Origin of the sequence: Pseudomonas sp. SH10-3B (genome assembly GCF_019891415.1) — a bacterium.
Classification (GTDB): Bacteria; Pseudomonadota; Gammaproteobacteria; order Pseudomonadales; family Pseudomonadaceae; genus Aquipseudomonas.
The window spans coordinates 47567-69502 of the sequence record NZ_JAFLXD010000019.1 but is presented as its reverse complement, the minus strand read 5'-3'; the positions used below and the strand labels follow the sequence as shown (position 1 = coordinate 69502).

General features: G+C 60.9%; 19 protein-coding genes. 3 read left to right on the top strand and 16 right to left on the bottom strand.

The window, feature by feature from the left end:
• Positions 1-26 precede the first annotated feature (26 nt).
• Both J1G35_RS16020 and J1G35_RS16015 read left to right on the top strand, forming a co-directional pair.
• Positions 27-449, top strand: coding sequence for a phasin family protein (locus tag J1G35_RS16020; protein ID WP_053140505.1), 423 nt, complete (start codon positions 27-29; stop codon positions 447-449).
• 12 nt (positions 450-461) lie between these two features.
• Positions 462-1400, top strand: coding sequence for a phasin family protein (locus J1G35_RS16015; protein WP_223015424.1), 939 nt, complete (start codon positions 462-464; stop codon positions 1398-1400).
• Positions 1401-1488: 88 nt separating this feature from the next.
• Here J1G35_RS16015 and J1G35_RS16010 read toward each other — a convergent pair whose 3' ends face one another.
• From J1G35_RS16010 to J1G35_RS15985, 6 genes are all read right to left on the bottom strand, one after another.
• Positions 1489-2016, bottom strand: a complete 528-nt coding sequence (locus J1G35_RS16010) for a type 1 fimbrial protein (protein ID WP_223015423.1) — start codon at positions 2014-2016, stop codon at positions 1489-1491.
• 18 nt (positions 2017-2034) lie between these two features.
• On the bottom strand, positions 2035-2979 hold the full coding sequence (locus J1G35_RS16005; RefSeq protein WP_347709457.1) for a fimbrial protein: 945 nt from the start codon (positions 2977-2979) through the stop codon (positions 2035-2037).
• On the bottom strand, positions 2979-5561 hold the full coding sequence (locus J1G35_RS16000) for a fimbria/pilus outer membrane usher protein (protein WP_223015422.1): 2583 nt from the start codon (positions 5559-5561) through the stop codon (positions 2979-2981). Before J1G35_RS16000 ends, J1G35_RS16005 begins: the two co-directional genes overlap by 1 nt.
• Positions 5562-5715: 154 nt before the next feature.
• Positions 5716-6483, bottom strand: coding sequence for a fimbria/pilus periplasmic chaperone (locus tag J1G35_RS15995; protein ID WP_053140514.1), 768 nt, complete (start codon positions 6481-6483; stop codon positions 5716-5718).
• 7 nt (positions 6484-6490) lie between these two features.
• Positions 6491-7219, bottom strand: coding sequence for a fimbria/pilus periplasmic chaperone (locus J1G35_RS15990; RefSeq protein ID WP_256243960.1), 729 nt, complete (start codon positions 7217-7219; stop codon positions 6491-6493).
• Positions 7220-7353: 134 nt separating this feature from the next.
• The gene (locus J1G35_RS15985; RefSeq protein ID WP_053140520.1) at positions 7354-7932 is read right to left on the bottom strand and encodes a fimbrial protein; all 579 of its coding nucleotides are present in this window, start codon (positions 7930-7932) and stop codon (positions 7354-7356) included.
• A gap of 340 nt (positions 7933-8272) precedes the next feature.
• Between J1G35_RS15985 and J1G35_RS15980 the strand changes: the two genes are divergently transcribed.
• Positions 8273-8968 carry a response regulator transcription factor gene (locus tag J1G35_RS15980; RefSeq protein WP_256243958.1) on the top strand — a complete coding sequence of 232 codons (696 nt, stop codon included), beginning with the start codon at positions 8273-8275 and terminating at the stop codon, positions 8966-8968.
• Positions 8969-8975: 7 nt separating this feature from the next.
• On the opposite strand, the gene J1G35_RS15975 is transcribed toward J1G35_RS15980, so the two are convergent.
• The 10 genes from J1G35_RS15975 to J1G35_RS15930 form a co-directional block, all read right to left on the bottom strand.
• A complete protein-coding gene (locus J1G35_RS15975; protein ID WP_053140523.1) occupies positions 8976-9596 on the bottom strand; it encodes a TetR/AcrR family transcriptional regulator in 621 nt (206 codons plus the stop codon).
• A 27-nt stretch (positions 9597-9623) separates the two neighbouring features.
• Positions 9624-11306: a class II poly(R)-hydroxyalkanoic acid synthase gene (gene phaC / locus J1G35_RS15970; RefSeq protein ID WP_223015420.1), complete on the bottom strand. Its 1683-nt coding sequence runs from the start codon at positions 11304-11306 to the stop codon at positions 9624-9626.
• A gap of 88 nt (positions 11307-11394) precedes the next feature.
• On the bottom strand, positions 11395-12240 hold the full coding sequence (gene phaZ, locus J1G35_RS15965; RefSeq protein WP_053140530.1) for a poly(3-hydroxyalkanoate) depolymerase: 846 nt from the start codon (positions 12238-12240) through the stop codon (positions 11395-11397).
• Between the two features lie 149 nt (positions 12241-12389).
• Positions 12390-14069, bottom strand: coding sequence for a class II poly(R)-hydroxyalkanoic acid synthase (gene phaC, locus J1G35_RS15960; protein WP_053140534.1), 1680 nt, complete (start codon positions 14067-14069; stop codon positions 12390-12392).
• Positions 14070-14318: 249 nt separating this feature from the next.
• A complete protein-coding gene (locus tag J1G35_RS15955; RefSeq protein ID WP_053140537.1) occupies positions 14319-14696 on the bottom strand; it encodes a DUF971 domain-containing protein in 378 nt (125 codons plus the stop codon).
• Positions 14697-14845: 149 nt separating this feature from the next.
• Positions 14846-16183, bottom strand: a complete 1338-nt coding sequence (gene hslU / locus J1G35_RS15950) for an ATP-dependent protease ATPase subunit HslU (RefSeq protein ID WP_053140540.1) — start codon at positions 16181-16183, stop codon at positions 14846-14848.
• Positions 16184-16220: 37 nt separating this feature from the next.
• The gene (gene hslV / locus J1G35_RS15945; RefSeq protein ID WP_010563201.1) at positions 16221-16751 is read right to left on the bottom strand and encodes an ATP-dependent protease subunit HslV; all 531 of its coding nucleotides are present in this window, start codon (positions 16749-16751) and stop codon (positions 16221-16223) included.
• A gap of 196 nt (positions 16752-16947) precedes the next feature.
• Positions 16948-17649 carry an SPOR domain-containing protein gene (locus J1G35_RS15940; protein ID WP_027605014.1) on the bottom strand — a complete coding sequence of 234 codons (702 nt, stop codon included), beginning with the start codon at positions 17647-17649 and terminating at the stop codon, positions 16948-16950.
• Between the two features lies 1 nt (position 17650).
• Positions 17651-19387 (bottom strand): arginine--tRNA ligase, encoded by a 1737-nt coding sequence (gene argS / locus J1G35_RS15935; protein ID WP_223015419.1) that lies wholly within the window; start codon positions 19385-19387, stop codon positions 17651-17653.
• Between the two features lie 110 nt (positions 19388-19497).
• Positions 19498-21717, bottom strand: a complete 2220-nt coding sequence (locus J1G35_RS15930) for a primosomal protein N' (protein WP_223015418.1) — start codon at positions 21715-21717, stop codon at positions 19498-19500.
• Between the last annotated feature and the right edge of the window lie 219 nt (positions 21718-21936).

The window sequence follows — 21936 nt, the reverse complement described above, 5'->3', positions numbered from 1 at the left end:
TCCCCCTATCCTGCGTGAGGTGCACCATGGCCAAAGTTATCCTGAAGAAAAAAATCGATGCTCAGACCGGCGCTTTGAGTGACGTTAAAACCTACGCCCGCAAGATCTGGTTGGCCGGTCTTGGTGCCTACGCGAAGGTGGGCAGCGAGGGCGGCGAGTACTTCAAAGAACTCGTTAAGAGCGGTCAACATGTTGAAAGTAAAGGTAAAAAAGTTGCAGTTGAACAACTTGATGCCGCCAACAGTCAGATTGATCAAGTAAAGAATAATGTCTCTGCAGTCAAAGGTCTGGTAGAAGTTCAGCTGGATAAAGTTGAAAAAGCTTTTGATACTCGTGTTGCAAGTGCCTTGAATCGAATCGGCATTGCGTCTAAACATGACGTGGAGACACTCTCTGCTAAGCTCGAAGAGCTGACGGCATTGCTCGAACGTGTCGCGCGTAAACACTAAGGAGACATCGGGATGGCTGTTAAAAAGACTACTCAGAAAGAAAGCAGCTCGTGGGTCGGGAAAGTTGAAGAATATTCCCGCAAAATCTGGCTGGCTGGTTTAGGCGTTTATTCGAAGATCGACAGTGACGGCAGCAAACTCTTCGAGACGTTGGTTAAAGACGGCGAGAAAGCCGAGAAGTTGACCAAAAGTGCAGTGGGTAAGAAAGTCGATGCGGCAAAGGCGAGCGCTGGTTCCGCCAAGTCGAGTATTTCTGACACCTGGGGCAAGTTGGAAGAGACGCTGGACAAGCGCCTCAACAGTGCTATTTCGCGACTGGGCGTTCCTAGCCGTACAGAAGTGAAAGCGCTGCACAGCAAGGTCGATACGTTGACCCGGCAAATCGAAAAACTCACCGGCGCCAAAGTCGCCCCCGTGAAAGCGGCTGCGGCTAAACCGGCTGCCAAGCCTGCCGCTAAAACAGCTGCTGCCAAACCCGCCGCTAAAACGGCCGCCAAGCCGCTGGTAAAAGCTGCCGCCAAGCCTGCTGCAAAACCTGCGGCCAAGGCGCCGGCTAAAGCCGCTGCCAAACCGGCTGCCAAGCCAGCGGCGAAAACTGCAGCAGCCAAACCGGCCGCCAAACCGGCCGCTAAAGCTAAACCCGTGGCTGCTAAAGCCGCTGCCAAGCCTGCGGCTAAACCTGCAGCCAAGGCCGTCGCCAAACCTGCGGCGAAAACGGCAGCTGCCAAGCCTGCCGCTGCGAAACCTGCGGTGGCCAAGCCGGCCGCCAAACCTGCTGCCGCGAAGAAGCCTGCGGTAGCGAAAAAACCAGCAGCGCCAAAGCCGGCCGTTGCCGCCAAGCCTGCAACCCCGACACCCACCGCTTCGACCGCCAACTCGGTGTCTGCACCAGCGCCTGCTGCTGCCCCGACTGCAACGCCGGCAACCCCGACGTCATCCAGTCAGTCCTGATTTTTTCGGGATACAAAAAATGCCCGGCCTGCAAAGGTCGGGCTTTTTTTTTGCGCGCTTACAGCGTGATCCGTGGCGCCAGGTTCGGTCAGTTGTAAGTGATCGAAACGGTAACCGCGCTGGCCAGGGTGCCTTGGGTGATCGCTTCGCCGGTTTTGTGGTATGCCGCTGTGAGGGGGATCACCGCCTTGTTGCTGCTCGTCGCGATGGTGCGGCTGCGCTGGGCGGCGGTACCGTTGGCGGGGATGGCATAAGCGGGAGAGGCACGGTGCAGTAGTCGAAGGGCGGTACCCTTGGAGGTGCCCGTGTTGGAAAACAGCGCGGCGTTCCCGGTGGAGGCTGTGCCTGCGAACAGGAAAATCACGTTGCGCAAATCCGATTCACAATCGGCAGAGATCTCGAAATCAAACGCGCCCGCGCTGGAGGTCGCGTCCAAGTCGGAAATCTTGATAGTCGGCAATGTGATGGTACGGTTTTCGTCGCCGGCCGCCAGGTTACAGGTACCGGCATTGATCTGGCCGGTAAAGCGCAAGGTGCCCGTGGTGGCGGCCTGGACCGCATTGACGGCCAGGCCGGCGGTGATTGCCAGTAGCAGGGGAAGTGTTCGCAAGCTCATCAAGAAGCCCTCAGCGTTTCAGTTATAGGTAATGTTGACGGTGGCCGTACTGACAAGAGTGCCTTGGGTGACTGTGCCGTTTTTGTGGTATGCCACGCCGAGCGGCAGGACGGCTCTATTGGCCGAAACAGCGATCGTGCGGGAGCTTTCGGCGCCAGTGGGGAGAATGTTCTGGGTGCCTGCGCCGATGCGTGAGTACAGCCACACTGCTACGCCGCCGGCCGTGCCTGTATTGGCGAACAGCCGGTTATTCCCTGGCGCGGGTGTGCCGGAAAAACGAAAGGTGACATTGGATGCGTTGGTGCAGTTGGCGGTGAGCTCGAATTGGCGTGCGCCGGTATAGGTGGCGTTTTGAAGTGCGCTGACTTTGATCGGGTCGAGTGTGATCGTACGGTTGACGTCACCGGTCGCCAGGTCGCAGGTGGCGACAGGGGTGACAAACCGAACAGCGTTACCCATCCGCAGGACAAAACCATCTGAGCGCCGCTCCCTTCTTGCTGCCCAAATTTCTCCGGCTGGTACCGTCCCATTGGCTACAGGTTCGATTTTGTGGAACGTCAATTCCGCAGCCGTGAAGCTGGGATATGTGCCACTTGCCGGCGAGCCCTCTTGAGTACGCATTCCATAGTTATTGGTTATTCCCCTGGCATCCGTGATACGCAGGCTAGCCCCCACACCTGGCGCCTCGGTGCGATAGTACGGGGGGGCAGGAGGTGACGAGTGGAATCGCCCGAAGATCCTTAGATGCGAGGCCCAGCAAACCGCAAAGAAAGCCGGGGCTGTACCGCTGAATGAACGCCTGACGATTACCCCGCCCACCGGTAGATTGGCCGGCACGGTGATCGTGCTGGGAAGCGTGAGGGTGAGCGTGCTGTTCATATAGCGTTCACAACCTGCATGAGCTGCGATCGGCAGAACCAGGGCCAGCAGTGTTGAGATCAGTTTTAGGGTGTGTTTCATCATCAGTCTCGCAGTGAGAAAAGGGCCGACTCGGGCTGACAAGTACCCGCGTCCAAGTGCTGCAAACGGCGGGTGCCCTGGGCATCCGGTTGCACGTCGAGGTCGTAGTGAAGGCGGCAAGTGGCGCTGGCATTGGCTCCCCACTTGACCGTCAACTGCCCCTGGGGGCGTGCCACGCGGACAAACGCCTTACCCCCTTGCCCGACCACGCCGACACTGGCGCCCTCTTCATCGAATACATCCGAGCCGAACGGCAGCGGGCTGTCATCCTCGCGCACAGCCGTAATCAACAGGGCGTGGCCGCTGGCGGTCTCGAATTGCAACTTCACCACCGCGCCGGCGCGTGGTGCCACGTTTTGCGCGGCGGTCTTGAGTTCCACATCGACGGACAGGTCTTTTGGGTCCAGCTCGACGACGTTCTGCCGGTAGGGCGTGAGGTGAGGCACTACGGCAAAGCCGCTTTTCCCGACTTGTGAACTGTGGTTGCCATTGATCCGCGCGCCCAGGGCGTCGGGTGCTTGGACGATGCCGATGGTGTCGCCCAGCTCCGGGGCGAAGGTCACGCCGCCAGCGTGGGCGACAATCCCGCCGGTCATGCCCAAGGAGGTCGCGCGATACGCATTGCTCTGACCAAAACCGGCGGATAGCACGCCATGGCTTGTCTGGTATTTCGCGTCTGCACTGGTTGTGTTGCCGATGCCGTGCGTTCGGCTGGCCCCCAGGCCGTAGCTGAACTCGCTGCGCTCGCCAAGACTGCCGCCCAGGCTGACGCGCTCGCCGCTGCTTTGATCGCCGCGGTAGGCCGTGGTGGTCAAGGTTGGCGAGTGCGCGCCGCTGCCCAGTGGCAGGCTCACGGTGAAGTCCACTTGCTTGTCGACTCGGTCACTCAGCAAGTCGCGGGTGCGCTGCGCACTGACGGTGTAGTGAAGGTTCTTCCAGGTGCCGCTGTAACCGGTGGTGAACGTCAGGTTGCCGCTTTTGCGGTTCCAATAGTTTTGCGAAGAACCGGTCAGGTACAGCGAACCAGTACCCAGGCTCTGGTTGAGGCTGATGTCCATCCTGTCGCGTAGCCGTGACACGTTGTCCAGGTTCAGTCCGTCGATGGCGAGGTCGCGCACGCGTGCGGCATCGCTCAGGGTCAGGAAGCCTTCGGTGGAGTAGCGGTATGCGCCGAGGGCGAAGTGGGTGCCGGTCTCGGTGAAGTTTTTGCTGTAGCGCAGTTGTACGCTTTGCCCCTCACGCGAACCGTGGCCCGGAAGGTCGGCGTTGGAGTAGGTCAGGTCAAGGGACAGCGCGCCGAGCGGTGTATTAAAGGCCGTGCCGAGCAATTGCGAGCGATAGTCGTCGGCAAGTACCGCGCCGGTGTAGCCGGTCAGCAGATTGCTCAGGCCATGCTGGTAAGTGGCTTGCATCAGCGTGGGAGGGTGCCGCAGGCCGATTTCATCCAGTTGGCCAATGCTCAACGAGTAGCGGCTGTAGCCGGGGCGTAGGAGGTTGGCGTTGGCGGCGAACGGTACGATGAACTCGCGTGTGCGGCCATCGGCTTCGGTGACGGTGACGTTCAGGTCACCGCCGTAGCCGGTAGGAAACAAATCGTTGAGGACAAACGGGCCCGGCGCTACAGACACTTCGTCCAATAACACCCCGCGTTGGCGCACGGTGACGCGGGCATTGGTCTCGGCGACACCACGCACCACCGGAGCGAAGCCTGTCAGGGAATCCGGCAGCATCCGGTCATCGCTGAACAGGCTGGCGCCTTTCATGCGCACGCTGTCGAACAGCTCCCCTGGGGTGTAGATTTCGCCGACCATCAGCTGTGATTGCAGCCTGCTCAGCTCGCGCTGCACGTACGTGGCGCTGCTTTGATAGCCAGAACCGATATTGGTCTGGCTGTAGCTGCCGTTATGGCGCCAGTGCCAGTCCCCCAGATTGAGGCCGGTATTGAGGCCCAGGTAATTGGAATTGAGCGAGCTTCCATGGGTCTGGGAGCTGAATGTATTGGCGTTGTAGCGCACGAAGGCGGCATTGATGCCGCTGTCCCAGTGCTGCGGGTCGACGTAACCCCGCGCCTTGCGCGCCAGGTAGATCTGGGGGACCTGCAAGTCCAGGCGGCTTTCACCTGAGTCAAATTGGCTGCTGGCACCCGGCAGGTACGTCGCGATGTCGGCGCAACTGGAAAACGCCGATGCGGGGGGCGCATTCGAATCGGTGGAGTGCGTGGGCGCTGCATCCACGTTGATGCCAAACCTGAGCAGCGCGTCCCGTTCCAGGCACAGTTGCGCCGACGGCTGATGGGCGACCGCCGTGAAGGTCAAGGTTTCACGTCCAATCCATTGGCCGTTGAGGTGAATGTCGGTGCTGTAGTGTCCGGGCAGCACGACGTTGCCCTGGCTGAACTTTGAAATATCCACCTGCAAGCCGGCGGCTCTGTCTGGAAAGAAGGCCGGGTTGAATTCGACACGTTCGGCACTCTGGGCTGCTGCCGCATAAGCACCCCATACCAGCAGCACGCTGGGTATCGTAAGTGCTGAGCGATGACGCTCCAGGGGATTGCTGCTTGCGCCTCTGCGCGTGTTCAAATGCATGTTTACCGCTCCCGCGAGTGGAGACTGCCAGAATTTCGGCATAGGGAGTTCCTGCCCGAATCAATGGGCATCCAAATGTGTGGGGTGAGGGGGCCGTGTGACCCCCCGATGGCGGGTCGTCGGAACGGTTACGGTGGGCAGCGGGTCCGGGTCGTCATGGCGATACCTTGGCGCTGTGGGAGACTTTCACCCCAAAGTCATCAAGCGTCTGGAACTCGACGGTTGCGTCAGTACTCGCCGGTGTTTTGAGCGTTGGTAGCTCAAAGCGATTGCGACCTCCGGGCCGCACCATATTCCCCGGGCCTGACGCCGCAGCTTGGCTGGCATGACGCTGCCCGGACGCCAGCAGTTCGATGTGTTCGAAGGTCACGTGATACGGGCTCGGGTTGTAGACTTCCAGTGCCTGCCCTTGCTCTGTGGGTACGCGACGCCATTGCAATTTTGCCGGCGCGGCCTCGACCGCGTACGGCAGATTCGACGGGCGAAAAAACAGCTTGATCCGGGTCCGGAAGGCGAGCTGCAGCTGATTGCCCGGTTGGGCGCCTTGGGGCTGCGAAGGCACCTCCAGCAGATTGAACCAGAACAGGCTTTCCTGGGCCGACGGTAAGGTTTCGCCGGTGTAGGCCAGGCGTATGACTTGTTGTTTGCCTGGCTCCATGCGCACGACCGGTGGTGTGGCGACGAATGGAATGCCTGCCAGGTCAGGTGTTGAATGTTCATCACCCTCGTCCAGCCATGTCTGGACCAGCACCGGCGCCTGGTTCTTGCTTTCCAGCCTGACGGTTACTTCCTTGTCGTCCTGTGGATAAACGATTCGAGTGTTGTTGATCACAACGCTTGCGTGGGCCGTGGTCGCGCCTTGCAGCACAAGTGTCAGCACTGCGACCTTCGCCAGGGCGTGTGAGATCGATGTCGCATTCATACGGGGATTATCCGGCGGTGGGGGTAAGGGCAGCCGAGTGACGCACTCGCGCCCCAAAGTCGCTGACGGTGGTGAACTCGACTTTGGCGGCGTCACTTGGGCGATTGCGCAGTTGAGGCAGCACGAACACTTTTACGTCACCGGCGGGCAGCATCAGGCTGTCGTTGGCCGTCTTATTCGGGGCTTTGCTGAACCGTTTGCCTGCGGTGAGCAAGTCCACCGAGGCCAGTGAAATGTGATACGGCGTGGGGTTGGTGGCTTGCACGGCGAAGCCCTGTTCGTGGGCGACCAGTTTCCATTGCAGTTTTGACGGAGCACTCCCGACCGGGTAGGGCAGCGCCGGTGGTCGCAAGAACACGCGCAGGCGCGTCCGGAACGACAATTCGATCTTGTTGTTTTGCGCGGCATCCGCGGAGCGTGGCGGGACTTCCAGTACATTCAGCCAGAAAAGGCTCTCGCGGTCGGTGGGCAGTGGCTCGCCGGAATAGCGCAGGCGCAGCGCCTGTTGCTGGTAAGGCTCGATACGAAAGAGCGGTGGCGAAAGGGTCAGTGGCGTTTGCGCTGTCGCCGGTGTCGAGTGCCGGTCGCCGGTGTCCAGCCAGGTTTGCACCAGTGCCGGGAGGTTTCCCTTGTTTTCCAGGCGCACCACGACCTCCTGCTGTTCGGCAGGGTAGATCACGCGGGTGCCATGAATAATCACGCCGGCATGGGAGGGCAGTGCCAGCAGTGACAGCATTGCAAAGGCACAGGTGGCAAGCGCAATGCGGGCCTTTTTTTTCATAGTCAGAAGTCTCTGCGAGTCAAGGGGGCCTGCGTTATCAGCGCAGGTCCATGGCGTGCAAGGCCCGCCTGCGCAGGCCTGCTCGCTCCTTACTCGGCGTACTCGATCATAAAGCCGACGCGGGTGTTCACCGTACCTTCGGTGGCGGGGCCGCTGGCGTACATTTGTGCGGCCAGGGGGATGATTGCCTGGTTGTCAGCAATCACTACGCCTTCCGATTTCTCGGTGTAGACGTTGATAGGGGAGCCATCGCGGTTGGTGACTTCGACCTGCACGTTCTTCGCGGTGGTGGTATCCGTCGGGTCGTCGTATCCGTCGATGTTCAAGCGGCCGGTGGCGACGTCGATGGCCGGGCTGGTTGGGTCGAACGCAACCATGGCGGTACGCCCGTTGGTGCAGCTGCCTTCACCGGGGGCGCCAATGCGAATCGTGAAGCCAGTGAGGTTGGCACGGCTACCTGCAGTTGCCAGGCGCGCGGCAGAGACGCCGCCCAGGTTGACGTCCTTGACCACTGCGCCGCTGCCCGGTGGCGAGCCTTCGACCGTGCAGGTCACATCAGTCACCAGACCGCTGAAATTGATAATGCCATCGGTGGCGTAGGCGGATTGTGAGAGGCCGGCCATTAAGACCATTGCGCCTGCAACGGTGGATAAGACGTTGACTTTCATGGTGTTCCACTCGTGAGTTATAGGAATGACCCGCCGCAGGTTTAAAGTGCTGCGCCTGCGATTTGTTTCGAGGTTTTCTCGATTGGCGGGGGCGTCGTACTGTGTCGTGTAACGCCAATGTTCTCTATAGAGAAGTCGCGAGTTTTACTTCGTAATTATTCGAAACTTATTCCGGCAGTTTAGGACGTTTCTATATAACGTTGGGATTCGACTGTAAGAAACTCCTGAAGGACTCACACTTATTGCCTCGCTGTATTGATCCCCATGTATAGCTGGGTATACCGTACTCAAAATAGAGTATTGGCGTGTGCAGGCTGTATTCACTTATACGGGTTTATCGATGTCTATTTCAATTTCCACCACGTATACCGTCATGTTGTTAGATGACCACGAGATGGTCCGGCAGGGGATTGAGTTAGGCTTGAATAAAGAGGCCGACTTCGATGTGATCGGTTCCTTCGGCACCGGCAGGGATTTGCTGGAAGCGCTCTCCAGGCGGTCTGCGGATGTGGTGGTCATGGACTTTATCCTGGCGCCGTCGGACAGCGACGGTCTTAGTCTGCTTCAGGTGTTGAACAGGCGCTTCAGTAAGTGCAGGCCTTTGATCGTGTGTTCGCACTACACGCCTGCCATCGTGTCACTGTCTTTGAAAGCCGGATGTTGGGGGATTCTGGGGAAAACCCAGAACTTGACGGAGTTAGTCACGGCTGTTCGAACCGTCGCCCAAGGCCGGATTTACCTGCAACCTTGTATGGTGCCAGCGCTTCAGGGCATGCAGTCCGTACTTGATGTTGCGAATGTAAAAAAGAAAGTGGATTTTTCAAGTTCGCTACAGTTAAACGCCTGCCTTACACCCAAAGAGCAGGAGGTGTTGCGGTGTTTTTTGGACGGGATGTCAGTCAATTCAATTGCGGCCAAGTTTTCGCGAAGTGCAAGTACGATCAGTACGCAAAAACAATCGGCTTATCGGAAACTGGGTATCAGCAGTGACAGCGAACTATTCAAGTTCAGTCAGCAGTTCGGCGAGCCTGGGTGACCGAGCGTCAAGCGGATTCATCCAGATAGCGCAGGGCCAGCCGCTCCGTCGCCAGCCGCGCCGGTAATAACAGGTGCGGCGCCACCAGCATCATGATCTGGTACACCACTACTCGCACCTCGCCTTCGCGATCAAGGATCCGTTGGTAGTCCAGGGAGAACAGCAGGGTCATGGTGATCTGCTCCACCAGTTGCCCCAGCGCCTGGGTGTCACTGACCACTTGCCCTGCCGCCTTCAACCGCGCCAGCAATGACGCCAGGGTGCGTTTGAGCGCCGTGAGCAGGTTACGAATGCCTTTGGCCAGTTTCGGCAGGCGCCCGGCCAGGTTGGACAAGTCCTGGAACAGAAACCGATAGTGGGCCATGCGCTCGACGATCAGGTGCAGGAACAACCAATAGTCCTCCGCCTTCAGTTGCGCATCCGCCGGAGGGTCGAGCAACGGCGCCAGCTCAGCTTGGAAACGCTCGAACAGGCCGATGACCAGCGGTTCCTTGCCATGGAAGTGGTAGTAGAGGTTGCCGGGGCTGATCCCCATTTCATTGGCCACCTCCATGGTCGATACGTTTGGCTCGCCCTTGTGGTTGAACAACTGCAGGGCACATTCAAGGATACGGTCGCGGGTCTTCATCCAGTCTTCTTAATGTGATCGTTGAGCTCAGCGCACTCGCACGTAGGTGCCCGGCGCCGCTTCCATCGGTGGGTAATTCTGGTTGCCCAGGGCCGTGAGGGTTTCACGCTGTACGCCCGAGCGCTGCTGGATCCACGCCAGCCACTGCGGCCACCAGCTGCCTTCGACGTGGCTGGCGTCGTAGTACCAGGCGCGCGGGTCGCTGCTCAGCTTGGGGTTTTCGACGTAGTTGGCCTTGGGGTTGCCCGGAGGGTTGAGGATGCTCTGGATATGCCCACTGTTGGACAGCACGAAGCGCCGCTCACCGCCGAGCAGTTGTGTGGAGCGATACACCGCGTCCCACGGCGTGATGTGGTCGTTGATCCCGGCCACGCTGAAGCTGTCCACCGTGACCTTCTGCAAATCGATGGGCGTACCGCACACCTCCAGGCCACCGGGGTGGCTCAGGGGGTTGTGCTTGAAGAAGTCCAGCAAGTCGCCATGCAGTGCAGCGGGCAGGCGCGTGTTGTCGTTGTTCCAGTACAGGATGTCGAAGGCGGGCGGTTCCTTGCCCAGCAAATAGTTGTTGATCCAGTAGTTCCAGATCAGGTCATTGGGCCGCATCCACGCGAAGACCCTGGCCATGTCGCGGCCGTCGAGCACGCCTTGCTGGTAGGAACGGCGCTTGGCGGCTTCGAGGGTTTGCTCATCGGCGAACAGCATGGCGGGGCTGTCGATCTGGCTGTCCAGCAGGCTCACCAGGTAGCTGGCGCTGGAGATACGGCGCAGCTGGCGCTTGGCTTGCAAGTGGCCCTGCAGCGCGGCGATGGTCAGGCCACCCGCGCAGGCGCCCATCAGGTTGACCTCGCGGGCGCCGGTGATGGCCCGGCAGACGTTGAGCGCTTCTTCCAGCGCCGCCACATACGTGGACAAGCCCCATTCGCGATGGCGCACGTCCGGGTTGCGCCAACTGACCATAAAGGTCTGCAGGCCGTTCTTCAGGGCGTATTGCACAAAGCTGTTGGTCGGGCTCAGGTCGAAGATGTAGTACTTGTTGATTTGCGGCGGCACGATCAGCAGCGGCTTGGCGTACTGTTTTTCGCTCATGGGCTTGTACTGGATCAGCTCCAGCAGCTCATTACGAAACACCACCGAGCCTGGGGTGGTGGCCACCGTCTTGCCGACTTCAAAGGCCTGTTTGCTCACCTGGCGCGGCAGGCCGTGGTTGTGCAGCAGGTCGTCGAACAGGTTGCTCACGCCGCGCACCACGCTGTTGCCTCCGGAGTTGAGCAGCTCCTTGATGGCCAGCGGGTTGAGCAGGGTGTTGGAGGGCGAGACCGCGTCGTTGATCAAGGCGAAGGCAAAGTGCGCGCGGGCGCGGTCGTCGGCACTCAGCGAGCTGTCATCGATCCAGTGACGAGTCTGCTTCTGCCAGCTCAGATAGGCCTGCAGGCTGCGCCGGTAGAACGGGTTGAGCGTCCAGGTCGGGTCGATGAAGCGGTTGTCCCGCGGGTTGGGCTCGTGCACCGTTTCACCCAGCAGTACGCGACCCAGTTGACCGCCCAGCGCGAGAGCGTGACGGGCGGTATGCACCGGGTTACGCAAACCGTGGGCGGCAACGCTGCGCAGGGTCGACAGCAAATCCCGACCGCGCAGGCCGGTGATCGCGTTTTGCGCGTTGATGAACGCGGCGGGGGTGGGCGCCGGGTTCGTCACGGGTCTTTCTCGCATGAGCCAACACTCCTTCGTCAAGCCATCAACAGGCACGCCAATTCAGAACCATAGTCGGTTCTCGGCAAGTTGCGCGGCGGTGTGGTCCTTACACCGCCGGTCGCGGGTGAATCACGGCCCGCATGCGCTCCTCCTCGAGAAACTTCATGATGATCGGCGCCACGGCTTCAGCCCGGGTGATCAGGAACAGGTGGCCGTCATCGATGATGTGCAACTGCGCGTTGGGAATGCGCCAGGCGAGCATGCGCATATTGATCAGCGGGATCAGCGGGTCGTCGTCCCCGGCCAGCACCAGGGTCGGCTGGCGGATCTTGTGCAGCCAGTGGATGCTGGTCCAGCCCAACCCCGCGAACAGTTGCCAGTAGTAACCCAGCTTGCCGGCCGAGCGCACTTTGCTGGCGTGCTCGGCGGCCAGTTTCGAATCGCGGCGGAACGAACCGCCATAAATCATGGGTGCAATGCGCACCACGTGGGACGGTTGGATGTAGCGCCGGGGGCTCGCCATCAGCCACAGCACCTTCGGCTTGCCCGGCACCATAAAGGCACCGGCAGCGGTCGCCGCCAGGATCAGCTTCTTGCAGCGCTCCGGGTAGTCGTAGGCAAACTGCTGCGCCAAAGCGCCGCCCCAGGACACGCCCACCGCATTCACCTGGCCATAGTCCAGGTAGTCCAGCATGCGTGCGGTGAGCTTGGCCAGGCCGGGAAAGCGATAGGGGCGGTTGGGTGTCGAGGAGCCGCCCACGCCCGGTACATCGAAGGCGATCACTTCCAGGTCCGGGTCCAGGGCCTGGACGAACGGAAACACCAGCTCAAGGTTGGCGCCGATGCCGTTGAAGATCAGCAACGGCGTCAAGTGAGGCTTGCCCGGGCGTACCGCCGTGCGGATGGTCTGGCCATCCAGGTCGATGGTACGGAAGATGAACGGTTGCGGCATGCTCAAGCCCTGTGAGATGTGACGGTTGGAATGCAGGCCAACTGTGGGAGGGGGCTTGCCCCCGATTGCAACTGATCAGTCAATGGATCAGATGGCTGACACACTGCCATCGGGAGCAAGCCCCCTCCCACATTTGAACGCATTTCAATTTAGCGTTCGTGTACGTAAGTCCCGGGGGCTGCTTCCGCTGCGGCGAAGGTTTTGTTACCCAAACTCGTCGGTGCCTTCTTCAGCTTGCCCGCACGTTCCGCTTGCCACACCTGCCAATGCAACCACCACGAATCTGTGTGCTTGGTCGCATTCTCCTGCCACTCCAGTGGTTTGCCCGCCAGGCTATCGCTGGTCTGGTAGCGCGCCTTGGGATTGCCGGGCGGGTTGAGGATGCTCTGGATATGCCCGCTGCTGGAGAGTACGAATTCCACCTTGCCGCCAAACAGCTGCGCTGACTTGTAGCAGGACTGCCATGGCGTGATGTGGTCGTTGGTACCGGCCAGTGAGTAGATATCGGCCGTGACCTGCTTGAGGTCGATCGGCGTGCCGCACACTTCCAGTGCATTGGCGCGCACGAGTGGGTTGTTTTTGAACAGCTCGATCAGGTCGCCATGGAAGGCCGCCGGCAAGCGCGTGGTGTCGTTGTTCCAGAACAGGATGTCGAACACCGGTGGCTCGTTGCCCAGCAGGTAGTTGTTGACCCAGTAGTTCCAGATCAAATCGTTGGGGCGCATCCAGGCGAACACCTTGGCCATGTCGCGGCCTTCCAGCACGCCGGCCTGGTAGGAGTGGCGCTTGGCCGCTTCCAGGGTCTGCTCATCCACAAACAACGCCACCTGGGTGTCCAGGGTGGTGTCCAGGACACTCACCAGCAGGGTCAGTGCGTTGACCTTCTTCTCTCCCAGCGCCGCGTAGTGGCCCAGCAGCGCGGTGCAGGTGATACCGCCGGAGCAGGCGCCGAGCATATTGATGTCTTTGCTGCCGGTGATCGCCGTGACCACATCGACCGCTTCCTTGAGCGCTTCGATATAGGTCGACAGGCCCCACTCGCGCTGGGCCTTGGTCGGGTTGCGCCAACTGACGATAAAGGTCTGCTGGCCGTTGCGCAGGCAGAAGCGCGCCAGGCTCTTCTCCGGGCTCAAGTCGAATACGTAGAATTTGTTGATCTGCGGCGGTACCACCAGCAGGGGGCGTTCGTGCACCTGTTCGGTGATCGGCTTGTACTGGATCAGCTCCAGCACGTCGTTGCGAAATACCACAGCGCCCTCGGTGATCCCCAGGGTCTTGCCCACTTCAAACGCGCCCATGTTGACCTGGCTCGGCATGCCGCCGTTGTGCACCATGTCCTTGGCCAGGTGCGACAGCCCGTCGAGCAGGCTCTTGCCGCCGGTTTCAAAGAAGCGTTTGACCGCCGCCGGGTTGGCCGCGCTGTTGGTGGGGGCCATGGCTTCGGTCATCAGGTTGATCACGAAGTGGCCGCGGCTGATGTCCTGTTCCGACAGGTTGCTGTCGCCGATCCAGTCGTGCAGTTCCTTGCGCCACGCCAGGTAGGTTTGCAGGTAGCGTTTGTAGAGCGGGTTCTGGCTCCAGGCTGGGTCGTGAAAGCGACGGTCATCGCTTTCGGGCTGCAGCTGCGATTTGCCGAACATCACGTTCTTCAATTCAACGCCAAAGTGGGCGACGTGCTTGACGCTGTGCAACGGCTGCTTGATGGCTTGGGTCAGCACCATCTTGGCCGAGGCCAATAAATCCTTTTTACGTAACGCGATGATCGGGTTGAGCCCCAGGGTGTTTTCCGAGGCCTGGCGTTTCAAGTCATCGTTGTTCTTGTTACTCATCTACGACGCTCCATTGTCCGAAAGACGAGTACCGGGTACCGCTGCGCACCAGGTTTCGATACACAACACAAGCCAGGTACTGCGACTCGGGTGACCGTTGATACCGCATCGTCAAATGCAGGGAACTTGCCAGTTCCATTGGTTACCCGAGTTTAATTTTTTTCGCAAGCGGGCCAATCGTTGGCCACGCGACAGGGCATTCAAGCAGATGAAATTAGAAAATGCCCTCTAAAGAGCAAGAAGCCTGGGCTAGAGCATCAGGCGCACGACCGACTGACTCGGATCGCGGGTTTTTCCGGCGGCCTTGAGCTCGGCAAGATAATCGGCCCACAACGCGTCCTGACGCACGGCCAACTGGTAGAGGTAGTCCCAGGTGAACAGTCCGCTGTCATGCCCGTCGTCGAAGGTCAGTTTCAGTGCGTACTGGCCGGCCGGTTCGATCTTGGTCAAGCGCACGTTGAGCTTGCCGAATTGCAGGATAGGTTTGCCGTGGCCCTGGACCTCGGCGGAAGGCGAGTGCACCCGCAGCAGTTCGGCGGGCAACTGGTAGATCTCGTCGGGGCCGTAGGTGAGGCCTAGGGTGTTGGAGGTTTTGTGCAGGTTTACAGCGGTAGGAAACTTGGCCATATGAGGTGCTCTTGAATAAACCGGCATAAAAGTGTGGGAGGGGCCTTGCCCCCGATTGCAGTGGGTCAGCTATAGATAAGCTGACTGATCCACCGCGATCGGGGGCAAGCCCCCTCCCACATTTGAAGCAAAGCAGTTCGGTGTGAGGCTTACAGAATATACCGCGACAAGTCCTCGTTCTGCGCCAATTCGCCCAGGTGGCTGTTGACGTAGTCGGCATCGATCTTGATCGCTACGCCATTCTGCGCGCCGGCCATGTCGCCGGCGCTGAAGGACACTTCCTCAAGCAGGCGCTCAAGCAAGGTGTGCAGGCGACGCGCACCGATATTCTCGGTCTTCTCGTTGACCTGCCAGGCAATCTCCGCCAAGCGCTTGATACCGTCCGGCAGGAACTCGATGCCCAGCCCTTCGGTTTTCAGCAGCTCACGGTATTGCTCGGTGAGCGAGGCATGCGGTTCGCTGAGAATGCGCTCGAAGTCGCCTGGGGTCAGCGCCTTCAGCTCTACGCGAATTGGCAGGCGGCCTTGCAGCTCCGGCACCAGGTCGCTTGGCTTGCTCAGGTGGAACGCACCCGAAGCGATAAACAGGATGTGGTCGGTCTTGACCATGCCCAGCTTGGTATTGACGGTGCAGCCTTCGATCAGCGGCAGCAGGTCACGCTGCACACCTTCACGGGATACATCGACGCCACCGGAGTTGCCGCGCTTGGCGACCTTGTCGATCTCGTCGATAAACACGATGCCGTGCTGCTCGACGGCTTCCAGGGCCTTGGCCTTGAGTTCTTCCTCGTTCACCAGGCGTCCGGCTTCTTCGTCGCGCACCAACTTCAGCGCTTCCTTCACCTTGAGCTTGCGGCTTTTCTTCTTGCCCTTGCCCATGTTGGCGAACAGGTTCTGCAACTGGCTGGTCATTTCTTCCATGCCAGGCGGTGCGGAGATGTCGACGCCGGAAACTTCAGCGACTTCGATCTCGATTTCCTTGTCGTCCAACTGGCCTTCACGCAGGCGCTTGCGGAACAGCTGGCGGGTATTGGAGTCCGAGGCCGGTGCGGCGTCTTCGTTGAAGCCCATGCGCGCCGGTGGCAGCAGGGCGTCGAGGATGCGTTCTTCGGCGGCATCTTCGGCGCGGTGGCTGACCTTGGTCATTTCCTGTTCGCGCAGCAGCTTCAGGGCGGCATCGGCCAGGTCACGAATGATCGACTCGACATCGCGGCCCACATAGCCGACTTCGGTGAACTTGGTGGCTTCGACCTTGATGAACGGCGCGTTGGCCAGCTTGGCCAGGCGTCGCGCGATCTCGGTTTTACCGACGCCGGTCGGGCCGATCATCAGGATGTTCTTCGGCGTTACTTCAACGCGCAATTCTTCGGGCAGTTGCATCCGGCGCCAGCGGTTACGCAGCGCGATGGCAACCGCGCGCTTGGCATCGTCCTGGCCGATGATATGGCGATTGAGTTCATGGACGATTTCGCGGGGAGTCATGGACATAGTGTTTGGCGGCCTCAAGCGGGAATAAGCCTACGGCTTACTCGGCGAGGTCCTGCTCCTCAATGGTGAAGTTGTGGTTGGTGAACACGCAGATGTCGCCGGCGATGCCCAGGGCAGTCTCGACGATTTCGCGGGCCGACAGGTCGGTTTTCTTCAACAGTGCGCTGGCTGCGGCTTGTGCGTAGCCACCGCCGGAGCCCATGGCAATCAGGCCATGTTCAGGCTCAACCACATCGCCGTTACCGGTGATGATCAGGGACGCATCTTTGTTGGCGACGGCCAGCATGGCTTCCAGGCGGCTGAGGGAGCGGTCGGTGCGCCATTCTTTGGCGAGTTCGACAGCGGCGCGTACGAGGTGGCCCTGGTGTTTTTCCAGCTGACCTTCGAAACGCTCGAAGAGGGTGAAGGCGTCGGCGGTGGCACCGGCAAAACCGGCGAGGACCTGGCCGTGGTACAGGCGACGCACTTTTTTCGCGTTGCCTTTCATCACGGTATTGCCCAGGGAAACCTGGCCGTCGCCGCCCATGACAACTTTGCCGTGGCGACGTACTGAAACGATGGTGGTCAAGGGGAGAGTCTCCACGCAGCGGGGCGAAAATGCCCTGATGGAAACTCATATGGGGGTGGCGGGGGGGATTTCAACCATAGGGGTTTATGGCGGACGAGTGGTGTTTATCGGTCTGACACGCATTTCAGAGCGCTGAAGAACCAAATGTGGGAGGGGGCAAGCTCCTTCCCACATTTTGATCGAAGTTGAGCCCGAATCAGCGGCTCTGGCGTTGTTGTAACAACAGGTTACTAAACCCGGCGCCGGCCAATTGTTTCTGCGCCACGGTCAGCTGTTCGCGGTTGCTGAACGGCCCCACCAGTACGCGATACCAGGTCGCGTCCTTCACCGTGCCAGATTCCACCGTCACCGTTTGGCCCAGCAGAATGATCTGCGCACGCACACGATCCGCATCCGCCTGTTTCGGGAAAGAGCCCGCTTGCAGGAAGAACTTGGTCACAGGTGCGGCTTTGGTTTCCGCAACCGGTGGTGCTGGCGGCGGAGTAATCCCGGCCAATGCTGCCTGGGCCCGCGCGGTGTCGATTTTCGCTGCTTCTGCCGGGGTTACCGGGGTGGTCGGCACTTGCGGCGTCGGCAGGGTTTTCTCCGGCACGGCGTCAGGCGGCACGATCACTTCCGATTCCGGCAGCAGCGTATAGAAGTCGTACTTCGGCTTTACCGGTGCCGTCGGGCTCGGCGCAGTCTTGTTGGCTTCAGCCATTTTCGTGGCCTTCTGCTGCTCCTGCTTGACCCGTTTGACGTCATCGCCCTGGCCTGGGTCCAGCTTCATCAGGAACACAATGAACGCGCCGACCGTAAGGCCGATCGCCATCCACAACCAACCCGGGATCGGCTTCTTCGCCGGGGCCTGGTAGCGGCTGGCGCCGCGCTTGGGTGCAGGTTTTTTCTTGGCAGCCAACTTACATACGCTCCAGAGTTTCCAGGCCCAACAGTTCCAGGCCTTGCTTGAGGGTCCGTCCAGCCAGTGCGGCGAGGCGCAGGCGACTTTGCTTCTGGGCTTCGTCGTCGGCGGTGAGGATCGGGCAGTTCTCGTAGAAGCTGGAGAACAACCCGGCGACTTCGTACAGGTAGGTGCAGAGGATATGCGGCGTGCCTTTCTCGCCGACGCTGTTCAGCACTTCGCCGAATTGCGCCAGCTTGGCGGCCAGTTCCTGTTCGTGGGGCGCGTCCAGCACGATCTGGCCTTCGACTTCGCTGAAGTCCTTGCCCAGCTTGCGGAACACACCGGCCACGCGGGTGTAGGCGTACAGCAGGTACGGCGCGGTGTTGCCTTCGAAGTTGAGCATCAATTCGAAGTTGAAGCTGTAGTCGCTGGTGCGGTGCTTGGACAGGTCGGCGTATTTCACTGCGCCAATGCCCACCACGCGGGCGATGTTGCGCAGGTCGGCTTCGGCCAGCTCCGGGTTCTTTTCCTTCACCAGGTTGTAGGCACGTTCCTGGGCTTCGTTGAGCAGGTCGATCAGCTTCACGGTGCCGCCGTCGCGGGTCTTGAACGGGCGGCCATCGGCGCCGTTCATGGTGCCGAAGCCCATGTGTTCCATGTGCATCGGGTGGGTAACGAAGCCGGCGCGACGTGCCACTTCGAACACCTGCTGGAAGTGCAGGGCCTGGCGTTGGTCGACGAAATACAGCGCACGATCAGCCTTGAGTACACCACTGCGGTAGCGCACGGCCGCCAGGTCGGTGGTGGCATAGAGGTAGCCGCCATCGGCCTTGACGATGATCACCGGCAGCGGCTCGCCGTCGGCGGTCTTGAATTCTTCGAGGAACACGCACTGCGCGCCGTTGCTCTCGACCAGCAGGCCCTTGGCCTTGAGGTCGTTGACCACGTTGATCAGATCGTCGTTGTAGGCGCTTTCGCCCATTACGTCGGCCATGGTCAGTTTGACGTTGAGCAGCTCGTAGATTTCCTGGCAGTGGGACAGCGAGATCTCGCGGAAGCGGCCCCACAGTTCCAGGCATTCCTTGTCGCCGGCTTGCAGCTTGACCACCAGGCTGCGGGCGCGGTCGGCGAACTCTTCGGATTCGTCGAAACGCTTTTTAGCGGCGCGGTAGAAGTTCTCCAGGTCCGACAGCTCGTTGCTGGTGATCGGGTTTTCCTGCAGATAGGCCATCAGCATGCCGAACTGGGTGCCCCAGTCGCCTACGTGGTTCTGGCGGATCACGGTGTCGCCGAGAAACTCCAGCACCCGTGCCACGCCGTCACCGATGATGGTCGAGCGCAGGTGGCCGACGTGCATCTCTTTGGCGAGGTTGGGCGCCGACAGGTCAATGGCCACGCGCTCAGCCGGGCCGGCCTTGCGCACGCCGATCCTGGCGTCGGCCAGGGCCGCGTCCAGGCGCGAAGCCAGGGCCTGGGTGTTCTGGAAGAAGTTGATAAAGCCCGGGCCGGCGATTTCGGCCTTGGTAACACTCTCGTCGGCAGGCAGCGCGGCGATGATTTTTTCCGCCAGGTCACGCGGCTTCATGCCCGCAGGCTTGGCCAGCATCATCGCAATGTTGCTGGCGAAGTCGCCGTGGGTCTTGTCGCGGGTGTTTTCCACCTGGATCGCCGGCGTCAGGCCTTCAGGCAACACACCTTCGTGGACGAGTTGGGTGAGGGCTTGTTGGATCAGCTGGCGAATGGTGTCTTTCATGGTGTTCTCTTTCGACCGCAAGCGGCGGCGCGCGATGCGCAGGTGGAAAAACTGGGCATTATCCGTGGCGAGGGCGGGCTTGCCAACCTTCGCAGGACCTGTGGCCAGGCTTAATACAAATCTACCGGGTCTACATCCATCGACCATCGCACCTGGCGGCCACTCGGCATTTGCTCCAGGGCAAGTAACCAGCTACTTAATAGTCGATGCAGCGGTGCTCGGGATGTCGCTTGCAAGAGTAGCTGAGCGCGATAACGCCCGGCACGACGTTCCATGGGCGCGGGTACCGGGCCGAGCAGTTCGATGCCGCTCAGCCCCAGCTCGCCGAGCAAGCGTTCCGCTGCGCTGCAGGCTTCATCCAGGAAGCCCTCGGCCTGCCCTGGTTTATGGGCTTCGGCGCGAAGCAACGCCAAGTGTGCAAAGGGCGGCAGGCCGGCAGAGCGGCGTTCGCTCAGCGCCTGTTCGGCGAAGGCAAAGTAGCCTTGTTCGGTCAGTTGAATCAGCAGCGGATGGTCGGCCAGGTGGGTCTGGATAATCACCTTGCCCGGCTCTTCGGCACGCCCGGCGCGGCCGGCGACCTGCACGATCAACTGTGCCATGCGTTCGCTGGCGCGGAAGTCGCCGGAGAACAGGCCGCCGTCGGCATCCAGGATCGACACCAGGGTCACCCGTGGGAAGTGATGTCCTTTGGCGAGCATCTGCGTTCCCACCAGGATGCACGGCTGGCCCTTCTGGATGGTGGCGAACAGCTGGTTCATCGCGTCCTTGCGCGAGGTGCTGTCGCGGTCGACGCGCAGCACCGGGTAGTCCGGGAACAGAATGCCCAGGCGCTCCTCGGCGCGCTCTGTGCCTGCGCCGACCGGTCGCAGGTCGACCTTGCCGCACTGCGGGCAGTGGCGCGGTACACGTTCCACATGGCCGCAATGATGGCAACGCAACTCGCCATGGCGTTGGTGCACGGTCATGCGCGCATCGCAACGCTCGCACTCGGACATCCAGCCGCAGTCATGGCACAGCAACGTCGGCGCAAAGCCTCGGCGGTTGAGAAACACCAAGACCTGCTGGCCGGCCGCCAGGGTCTGGCCGATAGCCTGTTGCATCGGCCCGGAGATGCCGCTGTCCAGCGGCCGGCTTTTTACGTCCAGGCGCAGGAAGCGTGGTTGCTTGGCGCCGCCGGCCCGCTCGTTCAAGCGTAGGAGTCCGTAACGACCGGTGTAGGCGTTGTGCAGGCTTTCCAGGGAGGGGGTGGCAGAGCCCAGCACAATCGGAATGTCTTCCTGGCGCGCGCGCACCAGCGCCAGGTCGCGGGCGTGGTAGCGCAGGCCTTCCGGTTGCTTATAGGAGCCGTCGTGTTCCTCGTCGATGATGATCAGCCCGGGATTTTTCATCGGCGTGAACAGCGCCGAACGGGTGCCGATAATAATGTCGGCTTCGCCGTCCCGCGCCGCCAGCCATGACTCCAGGCGCTCGCGGTCATTGACCGCCGAGTGCACCAGGGCGATACGCGCGTTGAAGCGCTGTTCGAAGCGCGCCAGGGTTTGCGGCCCCAGGTTGATCTCGGGAATCAGCACCAGCGCCTGTTTGCCGGCCTGCAGGGTTTCGCGGATCAGTTGCAGATAGACTTCAGTCTTGCCGCTGCCGGTGACGCCGGCCAGCAGGAACGCATGGAAGCTGTCGAAACCTGCGCGAATCGCTTCATACGCCGCGCGCTGCTCGGGGTTCAGCGGCAGTTCGGGCTGGGCCAGCCAGTGTTCGTGGCGCGGGTCGGGGGCGTGCTTGCGGATTTCCACCTGCACCAAACCCTTGGCCAGCAACAGGTCGAGGCTGTCCTTGCTCAGCATCAGCTTGCTGAGGAGCTGATGGGCGACGCCATGGGGATGCTGTGCCAGGGTCGCCAGGGCTTCACGCTGGCGAGGGGCGCGGGCGATGCGCGGGTCGTCGAGGCGCGCGCCGGGCACCGTCGACCAGAAACGTTCCTGGCGCGCTTCGGCCAGTTCGCCCTGGCGCAACAGCACCGGCAGCGCCCAGCTCAGGGTGTCACCGAGGCTGTGCTGGTAATACTGGGCGGTCCACAGGCACAGCTTGAACAGCGCGGGCGGCAACGGCGGCGTGGCATCCAGCAGGGCGATGGCCGGTTTGAGTTTCTCGGCCGGTACTTCGCTGTGATCGGCGACTTCCACCAGGATGCCGATCATCTCCCGGCGGCCAAACGGCACGCGCACGCGCATGCCCGGCTGCAACTGTGCCCGCAGTACGCCGGCCGGGGCCCGGTAGTCGAACAGGCGGCGCAGGGGCGAGGGCAGGGCTAGGCGCAAAATGGCGTCGGGCACGCGAGGGGTCTCATCTATAAAGGCAGGCGGTGGCGCAGGGGCGCGAGCCTAGCAGACAGCGGGAGGCTTGGGGTAGCCGCTAGTTTTCTGATGAAAGGTGCTTTTATGTTTACACCCGAGCGGTACCGCCGCTTGCGCGTTTAAAAAGGTCTGGTAGAATCCGCGGCCTAATTACGTGCGGTATTCGACAATAGTGTCGAGTGGCGGCACGCTAGCCCG